Consider the following 21,116-nt stretch of genomic DNA (forward strand, 5'->3'; position numbering starts at 1 on the left):
GATTCCTCCAATAATTCTTCGCTTAGTCGCGTAATACTGCTTCTAAAATAGCCATACGAGTGTAAACACCGTTGGTCATTTGTTGGACGATACGGCTTTTCGCACATTCTACTAAGCTATCCGCAATTTCAACATCACGATTTACTGGCGCAGGGTGCATAATAATAGCTGTATCACGCAGTTTTTCGGCACGATCTACGGTTAAACCATAGCGTTCATGATAATCTTCTTTGGAAATAATATCTCCAGCTGTATGGCGTTCGTATTGAACACGGAGTAACATATGCACATCAAGTTCTGGGAGGATATCATCTAGATGCGCATAACTACCATAAGCACCGAATTCTTCTTCCTTGTACCATTTTTCAGGTCCAGTGAAATAGATTTGAGCCCCTAATTTCTGAAGCATCATCATATTTGATTTGGCAACACGAGAATGAGTTAAATCACCAGAGATGGCAATTTTTAAACCTTCAAATTTCCCAAATTCTTCGTAAATCGTCATCAAATCCAGCAAACATTGGCTTGGATGTTGTCCACTTCCATCACCACCATTTACAATGGCACAATGGATATTATCTGAATTGATCAACTGATCGTAGTAATGTTCCTCAGAAGAGCGAATCACACAAACTTCAACGCCAAGTGCGTCTAAAGTTAAAATTGTATCGTACAGTGTCTCACCTTTGCTCAACGCACTTGTTCCAACATCAAATTCAAGCACATCTAAGCCTAATTTACGTTCAGCGATATGGAAAGAGTTATGTGTTCGTGTGCTGTTTTCAAAGAACAGATTAGAAGTGAAAATTTGACGATTATTTTCAAATTTTGCTGTTCCCTTCTTAAACTCTGAAGCACGTTTGATCAAAGCCATAACTTCTTCTGTTGACAAAACTTCCATGCTTGTTAAATGTGGCAAGCTAACTAAACCATTTGTTACTGACATTATAGGTCTCCTTTACCCTAATCATGCTCTCTCTGTAGCATGATTTTTTTAAATGTTGATGAACGACTGTGATTTGTCTATTAAGAACAAACCCCTATATTAAGCTTCCTCCGGTAAAACCAGATTAAGCACAATACCAATAATTGTTGCAATAGCTACAGATGAAATTTGTAGATTTTGCGTGATATCAAGAACCATACCTCCGATACCAATAACCAGTACGACACTTGAAATTAACAAGTTACGTTTGATGTCAAAGTTGATTTTATTTTCAACAATAATTTTCAAACCACTTGCAGCGATAACCCCGAAGAGGGCGATGGAAGCTCCACCGATAACTGGACTTGGGATAGAAGTTAGCAAGGCTGTCAATTTCCCAATAAAGCTGACTACTACCGCAAGAACAGCGGCACCGGCGATAACATAAATCGAATGTATCTTCGTAATAGCCATAACACCGATGTTTTCACCATATGAAGTTACTGGTGGCGCACCAATAAATGAAGCAATAACTTGTGCTACCCCATCACCTGCTAAAGTACGGTCAAGTCCTGGTTCTTTAAAATAATCCTTGCCTGTCAAGGAATTCAAAACCATAATATGTCCAAAGTGCTCTGTCATTGTGACAAAGGCGATAGGTGCCATTGTCAAGATTGCAGACGGATAAAAGGCCCATTTATAACTTAGGAATGGTATTTCCATTGTAGGAAGCGAGAGCCAACTTGCCTGGGAAACATTTGAAAAGTCCACAATGCTTTGACCAGTTACTTTCCCAATGATGATGGCTGCGATATATCCGGTGACAATACCGAGCAAAATCGGAACTACAGATAGGAAGCCTTTACCATAGATACTGAAAATAACGATTGCCATGACAGTAATCATAGAAATAGCTAAGAAAGGTAAACTATATCCTGTCATCGCTCCTGGATTAGTATACATGGAGTCATTGATAGCTACAGGCGCCAAGGAAAGACCGATGACCATAACGATTGGACCCACAACGATAGGTGGTAAAACTCGGTCAATCCAGCCTTGCCCAGCAAAACGAACAATAATGGCAACAAGTAAGTAAACTAAACCACCCGTTAAAGCCCCTTGAGCAATTGCTGGCATTCCACCTTGCTTCATCAGAAGTTGCATTGCCCCAATGTAAGCAAAACTTGAACCCATGTAAGCTGGGACTTTAAACCGTGTCACCGACATATGTGCTAAAGTTCCTAAACCAGAACTAAGCAGGGCAATTGCAGGGTCGATACCTACGAGTATTGGAACTAAAACCGTTGAGCCAAACATGGCAAAAAGATGTTGGAAAGAAAGGCCAAACCATTGACCGCCTTTTGGTTTTTCGTCAACTTTTAAAAGAATATCTGTATTACTGGACACAATTAAGCCTCTTCTTTCTTAATTAAGATGCTATCTTCACCATCAACTTCTGACATGTTGACGATAATTTCTTCACCTTGGGACGTGGGAATATTTTTTCCAACATAGTCCGCACGAATCGGCAATTCACGATGGCCACGATCAACTAAGACTGCTAACTGTACACGCGCAGGGCGTCCACGGTCAACTAGCCCATCAATCGCTGCACGAATCGTACGACCAGTATAGAGCACGTCGTCTACTAAGACAATGTCTTTCCCTGTAATATCAACGTTAATTTCTGTTGTATCTTCTGTCGCTTTCTTATCATCACGGAATGGACGTGTATCAAGTTCGCCTAAAGGCATATTGATATTTTCCAACTGGGCCAAGCGCTCTTGGATTCGTTGAGCCAAGTACACACCGCGTGTCTTAATTCCGATAAGAACAAGTTTATCCAATTCTTTGTTTCGTTCAATAATTTCATAAGTAATACGTGTAATCGCACGTTTCATTGTGATTTCATCAATGATTTCTTTTTTTGCCATAAAACACTCCAATATAGAAAAATTCCCTAGTCCAAGGGCTAGGGAAGGTATCAGAAAATACTCTATAATATACTTTAATTAAGTTCATTCAAGATTCTGACCTTGCCTGCCTCTCTGGACACACTTAAAGGTTATAGTGATTATAGCAAATCCTTGATTTTTTTGCAAGAATTTACGACAGTACCCCCTTTAAAAAATAAAATTATTATCAATATACAGAATATTTCCATACTTAGAGTAAATATTTTTGACAAATTAAAGACTTTAATATATTCTTGTACATAAGCTAAAAAACATTTTAACCCAGTAGGAAATAGTTTTCTTGTTCAGAAAGTCGGTGGTTGCTGCGAACCGATCAGAACTATTTGTTGAATTACACTAAAATGAGCTGAGAAAAAATAATAATTGAAATTATAAAGAAAAACACTCGCTGTTTTAAAAATAAGGTGGTACCGTGGAGAAATTCGCCCTTAGCTTCTTAAGCTGAGGGTGATTTTTTTATTTCAAAAGGAGGAAAGATATGAGCTCACAGAGCATAAGTTATTTATCCTGTGGAGGAATTATCCGATATTGTTTAACAAAAGTTCATAAACAATTACAAAACACAAGTTAATCTACAAGGAAAAATATATGAAAAAAATAAAACAACCCAGCATGATGGAAGCCTGTCTCATGCTTACTTTAGTCATCGCAACAATTGCCATTTCCGTAATTGGCTTTAAGATTGCACCAAATATTGCCATTTTGTTTGCTATCGGTATTGTCATGATTTACATGTCTGCGAAACGTATGCCCTTTGATGCAATTCATGATGGCATAATCTCCGGAATAAAACCCGGCATCATTCCAATATTTATCTTTATTTTGGTGGGCTCCTTAATCGCTGTATGGATTCAAGCTGGAATCATACCAACTCTGATGGTTCTTGGTTTTAATATTATCAGTGTCAAATGGTTCGTACCTTCAGTCTTCATTGTCTGTGCGATTGTAGGGAGTGCCGTCGGAAGTGCCTTTACCGTGATGTCAACTATCGGTATTGCTTTCTTTGGTATCGGTGCAACGCTCGGACTCAATCCTGCTCTCATCGTAGGGGCGATTGTCTCTGGTGCTGTTTTCGGAGATAAAATGTCTCCACTTTCAGAATCAACAAACCTTACTGCTGCCGTTGTTGATGCGGATTTATTTAAGCACATCAAAAATCTTATGTGGTCGACACTTCCAGCATTTGTGGTTTCTTTAGTCTTATTTGCTATTTTAGGTGTCAGCAATCAAGCAACTAGTTTAGATAAGATTGCTGAAGTCACAAAAGTTCTACATGCTAATTTTTCAATTTCGGGCTGGGCCTTCATTCCTATCCTCCTCATGTTTATTTGTGCTTGGAAAAAAATCCCCGCTATCCTTACTATTCTTTTGAATATTGGCATCGCTTTAGTAATGATATTTATTCAGAATCCTCATACAAAAGTTACTGACCTCGGTTTATTGATTGATTCTGGTTTTAAATCAGCAACAGGAAATCAAGAAATTGACCTCCTACTTTCACGTGGTGGAATTGAAAGCATGATGCCAACAGTATCACTCATCATTCTTACCTTATCTCTTGGCGGTCTCCTCATGAAAACAGGACTTGTTTCGACAGTCATGGACCGGGTTGCACATAAGCTTGCCTCACCAAAGAGTTTGATCACAACGACCTTGTTTACTAGTATCGGTGTAAATATCTTTATTGGTGAGCAATTCCTTTCGGTAATTCTTCCTGGAAATGCTTTTAAAGAGGTCTACAAAAAGGCCAATCTTGACCCTGTTGTCTTAGGACGAACACTGGAAGATGGTGGAACGGTAATCAACTACCTCATCCCTTGGGGGATTGCGGGGAGCTTTGTTGCTAGTACTTTTGGAGTCCCAACAATGACTTACTTGCCCTTCGTCTTCTTTAGTTTATTCTCTCCTGTCTTTTCTCTTATCAGCGCTTTTACCGGCCTTGGTGTTAAAAAGATTTCCAGTATGAAAACTAAAGATGTTGTTTCTACAACGCAAAGTTTGTAATAAAAAGCCATTAGAGAACTTCTAATGGCTTTTTTTCTTATACAAACACATTTAAGATAAGTGCACCAACTAACCCAACAATGGCAATTAAAGTTTCTAAAAGCGACCATGTTAACAGCGTTTCTTTGACTGTAAGATTCAAATATTCTTTAAACATCCAGAAGCCTGCGTCATTGACATGACTAAAGAAAAGTGAGCCTGCTCCTGTAGCGATAACTAACAAAGCCGGATTTGTACCTGTGGCTGCCATTAAAGGTAAAACGAGTCCAGCTGCAGTTAAGGCTGCAACTGTGGCAGAACCCAAAGCTAAACGTAGGACAACAGCAATTAACCAAGCTAAAATCAAGGGTGACAGACGACTACCTTGGAAGATTTGAGCAACTGAGTCACCCACACCACCATCAATAAGGACTTGTTTAAAGGCACCACCACCTCCAATAATTAGGAGCATCATGGCAATCTGTTTAATAGAAGCTTCTGCTGATGCCATTAAACGCTTCATTGGAATCTTACGGAAAATACCCATGGTAAAGATAGCGATAAGTAGTGAAAGTAGCATTGCTACATCTGGGCTACCAATAAAAGCAACTATATTATCTAGCGCACTTGGATTTTTTGGTGTTTTGCCTCCATGTGCCACCATCACGTATAAAGTAGAAATGGCCATTAAAAGAACTGGCATAAGTGAAGTAAGCGTTGCTGACAAGAAAGAGGGTGTTTCTTCAAGTCTGAACTCTTTATATTCTCCAACTGTTGACAGATTGCCTTTTCTTGAAAAGGCATCTGGCACCATCTTTTTCGCAAATTTTGTAAAGAGAGGTCCTGCGATGAGAACTGTAGGTACGGCAATAATAAAACCGTAAAGAAGGACTAAGCCCATATTTGCCCCGTAAACACCTGCAATGGCTGTAGGTCCAGGGTGAGGGGGGAGGAATCCATGGGCCACAGACAGAGCTGCAACCATCGGAATACCCAAATAGAGAATTGGAATAGCGAGTTCTGCAGCAATCGCAAAGATAATTGGAATTAAAAGAACCATGCCGACTTCAAAGAAAAGTGCGATTCCAATGATAAAGGAAGCTAAAACAACAGCAAGCTGAATCCTTTTATTCCCAAATTTGTCAATCAGCGTGTGCGCAATACGATAGGCACCGCCGGCATCTGAGACCAAGCGGCCAAGCATGGCTCCAAACCCAAAGATAATTCCTAAATGACCGAGCTGCCCGCCAATCCCTGTTTCGATAGAAGTTGGAATCTTTGCTAAATCAATCCCAAGAAGCATCGCAACAATAAAGGAAACGATAACCAGAGAGACAAAAGTATTCAACTTAGCTTTCCCAATCAAGAAAAGCAAGATCAATACTCCGACCAAAACGATAAGTAAATCCATAAAAATCTCCTAACTTTTATTTACGCTGATAGTCAGCTATAGCCTTATAACTTTCTTCAAAACTACGGGCCAATTGTACAAAAATAATTGATAATTCTCTATAAGCTTTAAAATTCTTGCTGTTAGGCTTGTAGGTTGCATTAGATCCAATCATTTGCTCAACAACATCCAAATCATCAATCAATCCTAAGGATTTTTCTGCCATTACCACAGCTGCTAAACAGCCTGCTTCCTTGCTTTCTGGCACATTAATTGGTTGTTCAAAAATATCAGCTAAAATTTGTGTCCATAACTCTGAACTGACAAATCCGCCTGTTGCTTGGATTTGCTTTAAATCTCCTGTCACCTCAATCAAACTTAGAGCCACCATGTAAAGATTGAACATTACACCCTCTAAAACTGCGCGGGCCATATGATCTCGATTATGTCCATGGTTTAAGCCAAAGAAGGAGCCTCTGGCATTAGCATCCCAAAGAGGGGCACGTTCACCACCCAAATAAGGATGGAAAAGCAGTCCTTCTGCTCCCGCTTCTATCTGCGCGGCAATCTCAGTAATTTCGTCAAAGTTTAATTCCTCATCGAAAATTTGATCCCTTACCCAACGGAAAACATCGCCACCAGAGTTAACTGGACCTCCAACTACCCAATGTTCTTTGTCCAAAGCATAGGTAAATGTCCGTGCTTTAGCATCGACACGTGGCTTGTCTGTTACCACCCGAATCGCGCCTGAAGTCCCAATAGTAATTGCAGCTACTCCTGGTTTAATGGCATTAACACCAAGATTAGAAAGTGGACCATCTCCTGCGCCCCAGACAAACTTAGTTGTCTCAGGAATGCCCATCTTCTTGGCAAATTCTGAAGGCATTCCCTCTTCAATCTCATAAGGTTCAACGACTTGTGGAAGGTGCTGTTGGGAAACTTTCACTAGTTTTAGAACTTCCTTGTCCCAGTTCAACTCATGAATATTAAAAATTCCTGTTCCAGTTGCGACCGACAAGTCCATCTTGTTCGTTTTAAAGAGACGATAGAAAATATAGCCTTTCAAATCAAGATAGTGCGCTGCATTTTCAAAAACTTCTGGGCGTTCACTTGCTAGCCATAAAAGTTTTGAGAGTGGCGCCATCGGATGAATCGGTGTTCCTGTTCGTTGATAAATTTCAAAACCTTGTCCTGAAGACTTCAGTTCATCTGTAAAAGCAACTGCTCGTGTATCTGCCCACGTAATCACTCTTGTCAAAGGTTGCCACTCTTGGTCAAAAGCAATAAGCGAGTGCAGTTGTGTACTGAAAGATACAGCTAAGAGCTCATCTTCCTCTTCTAGATGAATTGAAACCTCACGAATAGTAATCAAAACAGCTTCGAAAATGTCTTCCAGGGATTCTTCTGCCATTCCTGTCGAATCTCGATGAAGTTTATAGCCATGACTGCTACTAGCCACGATTTCTCCGTCTTTCTTAAAGAGAACTGCCTTAGTTGCAGTCGTCCCTAGGTCAAGACCAATCAAATATTCCATTTTTTCTCCTTACTTTTCTACTACTGCATGTCCACCAAAACCATTGCGCAAGGCAGCAACAACTTTTCCTGTCATTGTATCTTCTTGCAAACTACGATTTCGCATCATGAGTGAGAGAGCAATGATTGGGGCAGGGACTTCTAAATCTAGACTTTCTTCCACTGTCCATTTTCCTTCACCCGAAGCTGCAACTTTTCCTGCAATATCTTCTAATTTTGGGTCTTGAGCAAACTGTGCTTCAGCCAACTCCATCAACCAGCTACGAATAACCGATCCATGATTCCATAGTTTTGCTACCGCCTCGTAATCATAATCATAAGGTGAGGCTTCTAAAATTTCAAAACCTTCAGCAATAGCCTGCATCATGCCATATTCAATCCCATTGTGAATCATTTTGAGATAATGACCGCTCCCTAATTTTCCAGTATAGAGATAACCGTTCTCTTGCGCCAAGGCTTTAAATAGTGGTTCAAGAACTTTCCAAGATGCTTCGTCATCTCCACCAATCATAAAGTTCCCGCCAGAGCGTGCACCAGCCATCCCTCCCGAAGTTCCAACATCGAAAAAGTGAATTCCTTTCTTTTTAAGTTCTTCATTTTGCTTCAAGTTGTCTTTATAATTAGAATTTCCGCCATCAATAAGAATGTCACCCGCAGAGAGTTGTTCAGAAAGCTGTTCAATTGTTGAATTTGTCGCTTCTCCGGCTGGCAACATTACCCATACTATTTTAGGACTTGGAAGTTTACTTAAAAGATTTTCCAAGCTATGAGCTGCGGTTATTTTTTCAGAATATTTTTCTGCTTCATGCGCAATCGCTTCATTTTGATCAAAAGCCACCACTTCGATACCATGATCCACAGCATTTTGTACTAAGTTGTAGCCCATTTTTCCAAGACCGATTATTCCAAATTTCATTATATCTACTCTCCTTAAATTATCTGTCAATATTTTGATAACGCTTTCTTTTATTATAAGTAATTCTTTTTCATTTGTCAACAATTTAAATGTAAATGTTTTTCTGTTAAAAGATGCACAAAAAAACCTTACTCTGAGTAAGGTGGTTTGTAATTTATTTAAGTTTAGCAACAAAGGCTTCATAAGGTTTGAGGACAATTTCTTCCACATTATCGATAGCCTCAGGATAGTTATGAATTACTTCCTCTTTTACTTCATATGAGGAAGAAAATTGATTTTTCTTAGTACTGAAATTAGCCACAATTAACCAGTTTTCACCTTTGTAAGATCGAATATAAGCAAAAACTTCTTCCGCTGTATCTTTAAGTAGCTCGAACTTGCCCCAGACGATGATTGGGTTTTCTTTACGTAAAGCAATCAACTTTTGATAAGTGTAAAAGATGGAATTTTCATCCTCTAAGGCTGCCTCTACATTAATTTTTTCATAGTTAGGGTTAATGGCTAACCAAGGATGGCCTGCACTAAATCCAGCTGATTTTTCATTGCTCCATTGCATCGGTGTACGTGCATTGTCACGTCCCTTTGCGTTGATTGAATGAAGAATATCCTCCTTACTGTAACCTTCCTCCAATCTCTCAAAATACATATTTCGACTTTCAATATCATCAATTTGTTCAATATCATTTACAGGTTTATTGGTCATGCCAATTTCTTCTCCTTGATAAATGTACGGAGTTCCTTTCATCATATGTAGGAGAATAGCTAGCATTTTAGCCGATTCTACACGGTATTCTTTATCATTACCCCAACGTGAGACAATCCTTGGCAGATCATGGTTATTCCAAAAGAGTGAATTCCAGCCTTCATTTCCTAATTCTGTTTGCCATTTACTAAAGACCTCCTTTAATTTTGGAATCTCTAGTGGCATCAAATCCCACTTGGTTTTTCCTTCAGCTTCATCTAAACCGATATGTTCAAATTGGAATACCATCGAGAGCTCTTTATTGGCTGGGTTAGAATATTGTTTCGCAATTTCAGGTGTTGCGCCCCAAGTTTCTCCTACAGTCAGCAGATTTTTATCCCCAAAAGTCGCCTGATTCATTTCCTTCAAATAATCGTGTAATTTTGGTCCATTTCCTGTAATACCTTGATTTGGTTGCTTCCCAATCAAATCGATGACATCCATACGGAAACCTCCGATACCTTTATCTATCCAAAAATTCATCATCTCATAAATGGCTTGGCGGAGTTTTTCATTTTCCCAATTGAGATCCGGTTGCTTCTTGCTGAACAAATGCAAATAGTATTGCTCTACAACTTCATCCCATCGCCAAGCAGGGCCTCCGAAGATTGACTTCAAATCATTAGGCAAACTGCCATCAGATGGTGCATCTCTCCAGATATAATAGTCGTGGTAGTTATTTTCTTTAGATTTTCTTGCTTCAATAAACCATGGATGCTCATCGCTGGTATGATTAACAACTAGATCCATAATAATTTTGATACCACGTTTATCTGCTTCAGAAATAAGTATTTCCATGTCTCTCATTGTGCCAAATTCGTCCATAATAGACTCATAATCTGAAATATCATAACCATTATCATCATTGGGAGACTGATAAACAGGACTAAGCCAAATACCACCAATACCTAGCTCAGCAAGATAATCTAAACGCGAAATAATACCTTTAATATCGCCTATACCATCTCCATTACTGTCTTGAAAACTTCTCGGATAAATCTGATACATCACAATTTCTTGCCACCAATTTTGTTGATTCATTATTTATTTCCCCTTTTTTCATTTTACGCAAGCGGTTGCTTAAAAATATGATAGCATTTTTAAACAAAATGAGCAACAAAAAGGTAAAGAATATTTTTTATCACGTGAGGTATCATTTCTTCAAAGCTAATAAATGTGCGTATTCTAAATCATATTTTACTAAATCAAGTCCGAAAATTTTTTCTTGCTTTTCTAAATCATAGACAAGAAGATTTTTCCAAGTTAAAATCCAAACTTTGCCGCCTTTATCAAAGTCGACATTAATTAGCATATCTTCTGTAGAATAGTTCTCCATGAGTGATTCATCAAGTGCTAAACGACTGATTTTTTGGCTATCTATGTCGTAGAAACTTATTATCATTGAGGTATCAAAACTGTCATTCGCATGACTAATGGCTAAAGTTTTTTCATCATTGGATACTGCTATTTTGTGAGGTTCATCTTGCCCCAAGCTAACTTCCTTGCGTGCCAAACTGTCTTTATCAAGGATAACCAATTTATCTTGTGGAGTGGGTTCATAAGGATTACTTTTCAAGCGATTCCCTGTATTTGTCAGGTAAAATTTATTTCCTATTAATTTCATATCCAAAAAACCTTCTGAGTTTGCTACAGCAGCACTTGCATTAGTGATTAATCTTTCATCTACCTTCTTTAAAGTCTTTTTATCAAAAGTCACAAGATTATTGTGTGTGTACTTATCGCCCACATTCATCACATTATTCAAAACATAGAGATTTTTCTCATCCGTTGCTGCTGCAGACATCACATTATCAGCCGTATCTGGGAATTTAAATTGCTTTTTTAGTGTTTTCGACTTATCATATTTATGAACCGAACCTCCCTCTGGTTGACTGGTCATAGGGTAGTAAAACTTGCCATCAAATCCCGCTCCCGTGATTGGTCCTTCTGGGTATTCTGCTTTCGATAAGCTGCCTTTTTCAATATCTAAGCTAACGACTGTTTGTGGACCTCTTGGAAAAGGTCCTGGTGTGAAATCTTCAAAAACAAAGAAATGATTATTTTTAGAATCTGGTTGGAGATTATGGGTTGCGGTCTGCTCTCCTAGCTTTACTTTGTCTTCTGAGCGTTTCTTTGCCCCTTTATCTGTCCGCTCAAAACCTACAATCTTTTTATACGACATGATATAAAAGTCAGTTTTTTTACTCGTTTTAAAGGTCTGTTCTCCTTTAGGGAAGCTTCTATAGACTAAAAAGACGGCACCGAGCGAGAGTAAAACAGTAGCTAGGACTCGTAGTATTATTTTTTTCATTATCCGATAGACATCCTTATTTTGCGCGATAAATCAACTGGACTTTATTATTATGGCTCTATAATTTAAAGGACTGATGAATCAAATTTTGATTCATCAGTCCTTTTTTAGTTTATTTAAATATAAAACATGTCGTCTATCTAGTAAAATTTAAGTACGACCAAAAATCTAAGATAGAAAGGACGACATGTCTTGAATAATCATATCAAAAAAATGCTACGAATTACAGATGAACATTTAGATTTAACAAATACGGAGGAATATAAAATTAAAGGGAAGAACACTTTAGTTATCTTTGGAGTCTATTCTCCCATGCCTTCGGCTTGTAGGAACTGTGGTTCAACTATTGTTGATAATGAAGGGAAAAGTGTAGTTGTTAGAAATGGAAAAAAGGAAGTAACTATTCAGTTAGATTCTTATCAAAATATGCCCACTATTTTAAAACTGAAGAAACAACGATTCCATTGTAAAAGCTGTTCGCACAATTGGACGGCACAGTGTTCTATTGTTGAAAAAAACTGTCATATCAGTAAATTTATTACTTTGAAAATTTTAGAATTATTAACTGAGAAAATCTCTATGACATTTATAGCTAAACAATGCCACGTTTCATTAACTACAGTTTTAAGAGTTCTTAAGTCAGTTGAATCACAACTCCCGCAACAACTTAAACCACGGAGTTTTCCAGAAGTTTTAATGGTAGATGAGTTTAGATCTCACGCTAGTTATGAAGATAAAATGAGCTTCATATGTGCTGATGGAGAAACAGGTGAATTAGTAGATATTTTACCTAGTAGGAAATTAGATAAAATAATCCCTTACTTCAATCGCTCTCCGTTGGAGGAAAGGGAAAAAGTTAAATTTTTAGTAACAGATATGAATGCTGCTTACTTTCAATTAACTAAAAATGTCTTTCCTACTGCTAAATTAATCATTGATAGGTTCCATATTGTGAAGCATTTGAACACCGCTTTTAATGATTTTAGAGTCCGAGAAATGAAGAGATTAATTACCAATAAGAAAAAGTCAAAAGCAAATAAATTAAAATCAAACTGGAAATTACTTCTAAAAAATCAAACAAATATTTCCATTTCAGAGTTCAAAACTTGGAGAAGTTTTCCTTCTCCAAAGTACCATCTTTTAACGGAATCTATGGTGATTGATCGACTACTCTCATTTTCTTCTGAACTAAAAGAAGCTTATGACATTTTCCATTTATTAATGTATCACTTTAGAAACAAAGATGACCGTTCCTTTTTCGAACTATTGAAAAATCTACCTGATAGCTTGGATACACAATTTAGAGATAAAATAGAAAATCTGATTTCCTATGAAGAAGGTATTAGAAACGCTCTTAAATATAATTTTTCCAATGGAAAAATTGAAGCTAAGAACACTCATATAAAAACACTTAAAAGAGTTTCCTATGGATTCAACTCATTTACAAATATGCGTATAAGAATTTTCTTGATAAACGGCCTTATTAAAATTAAATAACTAAAAAAGATGATAAATCTGAGAGTAATCTCAAGTTTATCATCTTATATATCCGACTCATCAGTCCGATTTGACAAAGAGCCATTATTATAAAGCAACTCGGAAGGATGGATAGCACGTGCACCTGGGATATCGTAAGCGGAGGTATTGAGATTAACCTTGGCAACATCCATATAGGCTGCCCAAACCAGCTGCGAACAGTAAAAACTGTTCCTATTATTGGTTCTGTAGAAGTTATAATTATAAGGCTTGCCTACCTGTCTCCCCGCCCAATGACCCGCATGCCAATCTTGTGAGACAGTCGTTGACTTTACACCTGTTTGCCAGACATTATATTTTCCTACTTTTCCACGACCCTCAAAGTTATATTGAAGCTTAACCCCTGTTTTTGGGGAAGATTCTGCAGTAACCCATGATTTTTGTGGCGCTACTATTCCCGCATGCCAGCTCCAGAAATTCCATTGTTTGTCACAGCGATAACGCCATCACGCCAGGTCCATCTGCCATGTCGCGCACGTGTTCGCCCTGTCTTATCCGGAACTACTGGTAAGTTATCGATCTTTTCCATGATCTTATTTTCCTTCATTTCTTGATCAACCATCTTGAGATACATTTCTTCCAGTTCTTTTTCCATTTTTCTTGTTTCTTCGGAATCTGATGAGCGGCTACTCCTTTCTAATTTTTTGACATGTTCTGCCATCCTTGCTTTCAAGTCTTCCAAGGATTCGGCTTGGACTTGGCCCACTCCCCTAAGGTTAATAAAACAAAACTCATCAGTCCGACTGATACTTGTTTTTTATTTTTCATCATAAATTTCCTCTTTTCCAATAATTTTTTCTTTCATCTTAACATAGATTTAACACCTATAATCTTTCTGTTTTATAAAGAAAAATTAAATCAAAGAAATAAATAGAAAGCTCTCGAAATGCTTTAAGCTTTCGCAATCAACACAAAGAAATCTCAATAAAATAGAAAAACTCCTGAACTATTAAGTTCAGAAGTCAATTTCAAATTGCCAAAAGAAATTTTTATCTAAGATCAAAAAAAGTCGCTTAAGCGACTTTTCTGGAGATTTTCTTACAAATCGTTGATGTCGAAGTCTTCACCAAGGAAGTCTGCGAGTGAGAAACCTTCTTGAGTTTCTGGAAGATCGTAGCTTGGTTTAGCTGCTTTACGTGGAGCACGTGGTTTACGGTCACGTTTTTCGCCATCTTCGTTATTACGAGCTGGGCGAGCTGGAGCTTCTTCCAATGCTTTGATTGAAAGTGAGATACGTTCTTCTTCAGGTTTCACGTCGAGAACTTTTACGTTCACAACTTGACCAACTTTAAGTACGTCTTTTGGATTTTCAACACGTTCCCAAGAGATTTGTGAAACGTGAACAAGTCCTTCAACGCCTGGGAAGAGTTCAACGAATGCACCAAAGTCAGTGAGACGTTTAACAGTTCCTTCAACAGTTGAGCCAACTGGTGCTTTTTCTTCAACTTGTTCCCATGGGCCAGCTTGTGTAGCTTTAAGAGAAAGTGAAAGACGACCAGCTTCTTCATCAAGTTTCAAGATTTTAACTTCAACTTTATCACCAGGTTTTACAACGTCTGATGGACGTTTAACACGGTTGTGGCTAAGTTCTGAAACGTGAACAAGTCCGTCAATACCACCAAGGTCAACGAATGCACCGAAGTTAGTAACACGTGAAACAGTACCTTCAACGATATCGCCTTCGTTCAATTGAGCAAAAGCTTCTTTACGCATTTCGATAGTTTCAGCTTCAACTACAGCACGACGGCTAAGGATGAAGCGGTTTTCAGAAGCGTTGATTTCGATAATTTTAGCTTCAATTTCTTGACCAACAAATTTCTTAGTATCTTTAACGAAGTATGTATCAATCATAGACGCTGGGATAAATCCACGAACACCGTTATAGTCTACTGAAAGTCCGCCTTTAACGTCTTTAGTAACTTTAACTGTAAGGATTTCGCCTTCTTTACCTTCAAGTTCAGTCCAAGCTTTACGAGCTTCAAGACGTTTCAATGAAAGAAGGTATACATTTGCACCTTCAGCATCTTTACCAACGATTTGTTTAATAACAAGCAAATCAAGAATATCACCAGGTTTTACGAATGTATTGATATCAGCATCACGGTCGTTTGTGATTTCGCGAAGTGTAAGGACACCTTCAACACCTGTACCAACGATAGCAACTGTTGCTTGCCCGTTTTCGATAGTAAGGATTTCACCCTTTACGACGTCACGTACTTTAACGTCCTCAACGCTGTTTAACAATGTTTCAAATTCATTCATTTGTAAAAAAATTCCTCCAACAATTTGACTGTCTACAGTCTTATGACTTAGTATATCACAACTATGAGAGAAATGAAAGCTTTTTAATACTTTTTTTCTTCTTTTTTATAAAGAATACCTTTAAATAGTCTAAAAGTTTATTTCGACTTGTCTTTACAGTATTTATCGCTAAAAAAATTAAGCCATTACAGCTTAATTTTCGTGATAGAAAACGTTTTCTTTTATTTGCTCTGAAGGGAGTACTGTTTGCGCAAATAAGAGACGATTTTTACTTGTATCACTCGGATCTGCTATATCTGAAACGACAACCGTGCCATCTTCTTGAAGCGTAGGAATCGGTTTTCCTGCTGGATAAAAATATAGTTTTGCAGAATGCCTATTGTCCGTCATAATATAAGGAATTCCGTAGTCATCATAACCACCTTTTATCATATAATATTCACGCTTACCAAAAAGAAATCGTGACCCATCGATTTCGTAATTCACACCACGCTCACTTTCCCATTTACCTTGTATACTTGAGTAATCTCCTTGAGCTATCTGCGCAACGAGTTGATTTGTGGTTCCTTCTTGATCAAAACTTGGTCTCAACCATGAAAGTGTGATATTGTCAGCTAATAGTTTGCTTTGTTCTTTGTAATTTGTACTCCAAATAAATGCGAGACTCGTTAACAATACTAAAGCAAGTAAAACAAGATTTCCTTTTCCAATTTTTTTCATATCCCCACCATTAAATAAGTTTTTGATTATAAATAAATTATAACAAATTTAAAATTTAATAAAAAATAAAACGTGGGTTTCCCCACGTTTCTCTTATTTTATTGGTATTGCATAATTTGGCCGTTTTTATAAGCAAAGTCAATCAAGGCCCCGCCGAGACACTCTTCACCGTCATAAAAAACAACAGCTTGTCCTGGAGTGATAGCACGTACAGGTTCATCAAATTTGACAGCAACTTTATCTCCCTTAACAGAGATTGTTACTCCTGTATCTTCTTGACGATAGCGGAACTTGGCTGTACAATGCATTTCAAATTCTTCTGGCATTGGACGAGTAAAGCTCAATTCACTGGCAGTTAAATTATCAGAATACAAATGTTCATGATGGAAACCTTGTCCAACATAGAGTGTATTTGTACTAAGATCTTTCCCTACTACAAACCACGGATCACTTGTAGTTTGACCATGTTGTCCACCAATTCCCAAACCACCACGTTGACCAATGGTATAATACATGAGACCGGCATGCGTACCCATTTCTACACCATCTAGTGTCATCATTTTACCTGAAGTGGCTGGAAGATAGTTTGTTAAAAATTCTTTAAAATTCTTTTCACCGATGAAACAGATTCCTGTTGAGTCTTTCTTCTTCGCTGTTGCAAGTCCAGCACGTTCGGCAATGGCGCGTACTTCCGGTTTTTCCAAATGACCAAGTGGAAACATTGTTTTCTTCAATTGGTCTTGTGACAATTGGCTTAGGAAATAAGTTTGGTCTTTATTATTATCCACGCCACGAAGCATATGAACTGTGCCATCTTCGTCTGTTGTTACACGCGCATAGTGGCCTGTTGCTACGTAATCAGCCCCGAGTTCCATTGCGTAATCAAGAAATGCTTTAAACTTAATTTCTTTATTACACATAACATCGGGGTTAGGTGTCCGACCTGCACGATATTCCGCCAAGAAATACTCGAATACACGGTCCCAATATTCTTTTTCAAAGTTGACAGAATAGTAAGGAATACCGATTTGATCCGCTACTGCTGCTACATCTTTGTAGTCTTCTGTAGCAGTACATACACCATTTTCGTCAGTATCATCCCAGTTTTTCATGAAAACACCAACGACATCGTAACCTTGTTCTTTCAGCATTAAAGCTGTAACTGAACTATCGACGCCACCAGACATACCGACAACGACTCTTGTTTTTGAATTATCCATTATTTGTTCACCATCTCTTTCTATTTTTATTAGATTTCCTATTTTTCTTTAGAAAAACAAAAAAGCTTACATTCAGTTGAAGGCTGAAGTAAATAATAGGTAACGATTTATTATACCAGTTTTTTCCAGAAATAAATAGACTGTGAAATGCTATAATAGAAATATGATTGAACACACAGATAATCCTTTAATTTTTAACATGGAAATCAATAAAAATAAATACGCAAACCTTGCTGAAACAAAGCGAGTTTGTCCTTTTTGCGATACACCCAATCTCAAAGATATTTTGGACAGACAAGGGCACAAAATTTGGCTTAAAAACAAATTTCCCACTGTCGAAAATTCTTTGATGACTGTGATTATTGAGTCAGATAAACACCTCGGAGATGTCTCTACCTACTCTGTTCAAGAAAATAGAGAAGTCTTTCGGTTTGCTTTTGAATGTTGGCAGAAGCTATTGGATAATCCCCAATATAAATCAGTACTTATGTTTAAAAACTTTGGCCCCCATTCTGGCGGAACATTACGTCATCCACACATGCAGATTGTTGGTTTGGAAGAGGCCGATGGTTATGAACATATCTCTCCTGAAAATTTTGAAGGTGTAACACTTAAAGAAAATAGTGTCGATATTACAATCTCTACTCGTCCGATTATGGGATTTGTAGAATTTAATGTTATCATTTCCCAACTTGAATATATCGATCATTTGGCGGATAAGGTTCAGCTTATTACACAGTATTTACTGAATGACTATATGAACGGACGCTGTGATTCTTACAATCTTTTTTTCTACAAAATGCCGGACAGCCAGCGTTATATTTGTAAGATTGTACCACGGTTTATCACTTCTCCTTACTACATCGGCTATAAAATACCTCAGGTCAACAAAGACAATCGCTTAGAAGAAATCGCAAAAGAGTTAAAAACAAAGCTGGACTAGTCCAGTTTTTCTTTTATAAATAAGAAATTAGGTTATAATAAGTGTATGTTTGATTTTATCAAGAAAAATATTTGGCTAATGCTCGGAAGTTTTATCCTCCCTGCTGGACTACTTGCGGTAGCTTTTGCCTTCCTCGGTATTTATTGGGGAAGTGACACTTCTATCCTCGCTGGTGATGCATATCATCAATATGTTGCTATTCACACGCTTTATCGGGATATTCTTCATAATAGTAACTTAGGCTTTCTCTATACTTTCACGAATGGTTTGGGGCTTAACCTTTATGCTTTCTCTGCTTACTACATGGGAAGTTTCTTCATGCCCCTTACTTATTTTTTCAATGTTCATACTATGCCAGATGCACTTTATCTGATTACACTTTTAAAGTTTGGAACGATTGGTCTCTCAAGTTTTGTTGCATTGAAAAACATGTATAAATCCATCCCCTCTCTTATCACGATGGCATTATCCACATCTTTCACCCTGATGAGCTTCTTAACGAGTCAAGTTGAAATTATCATGTGGCTCGATGTTTTCATCTGGCTTCCTCTCATCATGTGGGGCTTGCACGGACTTCAAGATTTCGGCAAGCGTAAACTGTATTACATCAGCTTAAGCCTTCTATTCATCCAAAATTACTATTTTGGCTTTATGGTTGCAATTTTCTTAGTGTTATATTTTATAGCACGTTCAACATTTACCAAGTGGTCATGGAAAAAGTTTTTTGATTTTGCGATTACTTCTATATTGTCTGCTGTAACAAGTTTAGTTATGCTTCTTCCAATGTATCTTGATTTGAAAGCAAATAATACTCAAGCTGTTTCCCAGATTAATGATTTTTGGACACAAAATTCTGCCGTTTTTGATCTTTTTTCTAAAAACTTTGTGGGAGCCTATGATACAACACAGTATAATGCTGTCCCAATGATTTATTTAGGGCTCATCCCCTTCCTTCTTGCACTTACTTTCTTCTTCCTTCCTCAAGTGAAATGGCAGACCAAAATAGCTTTTGGTGTCCTACTTGCATTTCTGACTGCCTCTTTTTATCTACAAGTTTTAGATTTGGTGTGGCAAGGGATGCATTCTCCAAACATGTTTTTACATCGTTACGCTTTCCTTTTCTCTCTTCTCATTTTACTTATGGCCTGTGAAGTTCTCACGCGCTTCAAGTCTTTAAAACTCTGGATGACTATAGTACCCTTTGTGCTGCTTTCCCTTGGTTTTATTGCTGCTGCTTTACTCGGGGATTATGCTTATCTCGATACGCTACAGCTTGCTCTGACTCTGCTCTTTGCCTTGGCTTATTTCTTGGTTCTTCTTACCTTCTTTAAAAAATGGCTCCCTTGGAAAGTTTTAGTTGCCATCCTTGCTTTGTTCATGTGTGCAGAAGCAGGTTTAAATGGATACTACCAGCTTGCAGGAGTTAAGAAAGAATGGAATTTTGCAAGCCGAGCTTACTACAATACCCAAACAAAACTCATTCAACCTCTCGTCCAAAATGTAGTCGAACGTTCTGGAGATACCTTTGTGCGTACAGAAAACACGGTCCCCGATACGGCAAATGATGGTATGAAATATAATTATAATGCCTTATCGCAGTTTTCTTCTGTCCGTAATAGTAATTCAAGCCGGGTCTTAGGACTTTTAGGGTTTCATACAGACAGCACCTTCCTTAATCTCCGCTACCCTGAAAACACGTTACTCATGGATTCGCTTCTTTCCATTAATTATAATATCAATCAATTTCAACCTGAGAAATACGGTTTTAAGCAAATAAAACCTTCTTTATTTGAGAATCACAATGCACAATCGGTTGGAATATTTGTAAAAGATGGGTACCAAGATGCAGCTCTGAGCAGTTCAGAAAGAGCAACAATCAGTAATCAAGAAGCCTTTCTCCATCAATTGACGCACAGTAAAGAAAAATATTTCACGCAGATTTACCCAGACTCAGAAAACAGTAACAGTACGATAACCGGTGGTAAAGAACAAGTTACACTGATACGTAAAGTCGAAGAAGACGGCGGCGTTTCAGTGACCTATGAGCTTACCGTACCCGCACATAGTCAAGCCTATCTTGAGTTACCTAATGTAAGCTACATTAATGATAATTCAAAAATGACTACGATTACGATTCATTCAGGAAAAAAAGTTCTTCATTCTTATAATGTCAATAGTAAAGATGTTGGTAACTTTTATAATTTAGGAACTTCTGAAAAGGAAACAAAACTAACAGTGAGTGTTTCCTTCCCAGAAAACTCACAAGTTTCCTTTGGCATAACAAGATTTTGGGCTTTGGATAACACCAAATACCAAGCAGCTATGGATACTCTAAAGCAAACACAGGTGAAAACCGAACAAGTAAAAAACGGACTTCGTTTGACTTATAATAGCAATACCTCTGGTGATCTTTTCCTCACATTACCTTATGATAAAGGTTGGTCAGCCAAACTGGATGGACATTCCGTAACCTTAGATAAAGCACAAGAAGGTTTCATGAAAGTTACTGCCCCTAGAGGTGAACATGTTGTCGAACTTACTTTCTTCCCTCAAGGCTTAAAAGCAGGGATAGCATGTTTTATAGGTGGAATCGCTCTCTTTGCTCTTTATGATTTCTTAAATAGAAAAAAACAGCTTTAAGTGCTGTTTTTTTCTATTT

17 protein-coding genes and 1 pseudogene are annotated in these 21,116 nt (G+C 37.8%); 4 read left to right on the forward strand and 14 right to left on the reverse strand.

The annotated features are described in order from the left end of the window. Positions 1–22: 22 nt before the first annotated feature. The 3 genes from J0J33_RS08980 to pyrR form a co-directional block, all read right to left on the reverse strand. Entirely contained in the window at positions 23–946 is a 924-nt protein-coding gene (locus J0J33_RS08980) for an aspartate carbamoyltransferase catalytic subunit (protein WP_206887519.1), read from the reverse strand. Positions 947–1,045: 99 nt separating this feature from the next. After that, entirely contained in the window at positions 1,046–2,332 is a 1,287-nt protein-coding gene (locus J0J33_RS08985; RefSeq protein ID WP_017369180.1) for a uracil-xanthine permease family protein, read from the reverse strand. A 2-nt stretch (positions 2,333–2,334) separates the two neighbouring features. Then, positions 2,335–2,859 carry a bifunctional pyr operon transcriptional regulator/uracil phosphoribosyltransferase PyrR gene (gene pyrR / locus J0J33_RS08990; protein WP_206887520.1) on the reverse strand — a complete coding sequence of 175 codons (525 nt, stop codon included), beginning with the start codon at positions 2,857–2,859 and terminating at the stop codon, positions 2,335–2,337. 630 nt (positions 2,860–3,489) lie between these two features. Between pyrR and nhaC the strand changes: the two genes are divergently transcribed. After that, positions 3,490–4,905: a Na+/H+ antiporter NhaC gene (gene nhaC / locus J0J33_RS08995; RefSeq protein WP_206887540.1), complete on the forward strand. Its 1,416-nt coding sequence runs from the start codon at positions 3,490–3,492 to the stop codon at positions 4,903–4,905. Between the two features lie 37 nt (positions 4,906–4,942). Here nhaC and J0J33_RS09000 read toward each other — a convergent pair whose 3' ends face one another. The 5 genes from J0J33_RS09000 to J0J33_RS09020 all read right to left on the reverse strand — a co-directional run bounded on the left by J0J33_RS09000 (position 4,943) and on the right by J0J33_RS09020 (position 11,776). Further along, the gene (locus tag J0J33_RS09000) at positions 4,943–6,295 is read right to left on the reverse strand and encodes a gluconate:H+ symporter (protein WP_206921710.1); all 1,353 of its coding nucleotides are present in this window, start codon (positions 6,293–6,295) and stop codon (positions 4,943–4,945) included. A 16-nt stretch (positions 6,296–6,311) separates the two neighbouring features. Continuing rightward, the gene (gene gntK, locus J0J33_RS09005; RefSeq protein WP_206887545.1) at positions 6,312–7,808 is read right to left on the reverse strand and encodes a gluconokinase; all 1,497 of its coding nucleotides are present in this window, start codon (positions 7,806–7,808) and stop codon (positions 6,312–6,314) included. 9 nt (positions 7,809–7,817) lie between these two features. Then, positions 7,818–8,723, reverse strand: a complete 906-nt coding sequence (gene gnd / locus J0J33_RS09010; RefSeq protein ID WP_004256279.1) for a phosphogluconate dehydrogenase (NAD(+)-dependent, decarboxylating) — start codon at positions 8,721–8,723, stop codon at positions 7,818–7,820. A 154-nt stretch (positions 8,724–8,877) separates the two neighbouring features. Continuing rightward, positions 8,878–10,506, reverse strand: a complete 1,629-nt coding sequence (locus J0J33_RS09015; protein ID WP_206887548.1) for an alpha-glucosidase — start codon at positions 10,504–10,506, stop codon at positions 8,878–8,880. Positions 10,507–10,618: 112 nt separating this feature from the next. Further along, the gene (locus J0J33_RS09020) at positions 10,619–11,776 is read right to left on the reverse strand and encodes a YncE family protein (RefSeq protein WP_019335482.1); all 1,158 of its coding nucleotides are present in this window, start codon (positions 11,774–11,776) and stop codon (positions 10,619–10,621) included. A 192-nt stretch (positions 11,777–11,968) separates the two neighbouring features. Here J0J33_RS09020 and J0J33_RS09025 point away from each other — a divergent pair, with 192 nt between their 5' ends. Then, on the forward strand, positions 11,969–13,273 hold the full coding sequence (locus J0J33_RS09025; RefSeq protein WP_089202021.1) for an ISL3 family transposase: 1,305 nt from the start codon (positions 11,969–11,971) through the stop codon (positions 13,271–13,273). A gap of 44 nt (positions 13,274–13,317) precedes the next feature. Here J0J33_RS09025 and J0J33_RS10850 read toward each other — a convergent pair whose 3' ends face one another. From J0J33_RS10850 to mnmA, 6 genes and pseudogenes are all read right to left on the reverse strand, one after another. Continuing rightward, positions 13,318–13,446 carry a cell wall hydrolase gene (locus J0J33_RS10850; protein WP_242526925.1) on the reverse strand — a complete coding sequence of 43 codons (129 nt, stop codon included), beginning with the start codon at positions 13,444–13,446 and terminating at the stop codon, positions 13,318–13,320. A 33-nt stretch (positions 13,447–13,479) separates the two neighbouring features. Beyond that, positions 13,480–13,707: pseudogene (locus tag J0J33_RS10965) on the reverse strand (hypothetical protein); the annotation flags it as partial. Further along, entirely contained in the window at positions 13,704–14,018 is a 315-nt protein-coding gene (locus tag J0J33_RS09035) for a hypothetical protein (protein ID WP_117517275.1), read from the reverse strand. The pseudogene J0J33_RS10965 and the gene J0J33_RS09035, both read right to left, overlap by 4 nt. A 332-nt stretch (positions 14,019–14,350) precedes the next feature. Beyond that, entirely contained in the window at positions 14,351–15,574 is a 1,224-nt protein-coding gene (rpsA, locus tag J0J33_RS09040) for a 30S ribosomal protein S1 (protein WP_004256275.1), read from the reverse strand. A gap of 192 nt (positions 15,575–15,766) precedes the next feature. Continuing rightward, complete coding sequence (locus tag J0J33_RS09045; RefSeq protein ID WP_206887551.1) at positions 15,767–16,294, reverse strand: DUF6287 domain-containing protein; 528 nt, start codon at positions 16,292–16,294, stop codon at positions 15,767–15,769. A gap of 98 nt (positions 16,295–16,392) precedes the next feature. Beyond that, the gene (mnmA, locus tag J0J33_RS09050; protein ID WP_029345661.1) at positions 16,393–17,517 is read right to left on the reverse strand and encodes a tRNA 2-thiouridine(34) synthase MnmA; all 1,125 of its coding nucleotides are present in this window, start codon (positions 17,515–17,517) and stop codon (positions 16,393–16,395) included. 160 nt (positions 17,518–17,677) lie between these two features. Between mnmA and J0J33_RS09055 the strand changes: the two genes are divergently transcribed. Next, entirely contained in the window at positions 17,678–18,457 is a 780-nt protein-coding gene (locus J0J33_RS09055) for a DUF4931 domain-containing protein (protein WP_004256267.1), read from the forward strand. A 45-nt stretch (positions 18,458–18,502) separates the two neighbouring features. Further along, positions 18,503–21,097 (forward strand): YfhO family protein, encoded by a 2,595-nt coding sequence (locus J0J33_RS09060; RefSeq protein WP_206887555.1) that lies wholly within the window; start codon positions 18,503–18,505, stop codon positions 21,095–21,097. The last annotated feature ends 19 nt before the right edge of the window (positions 21,098–21,116 follow it).

This window comes from Lactococcus sp. LG1267, from assembly GCF_017309545.1.
Classification (GTDB): domain Bacteria; phylum Bacillota; class Bacilli; order Lactobacillales; family Streptococcaceae; genus Lactococcus; species Lactococcus petauri.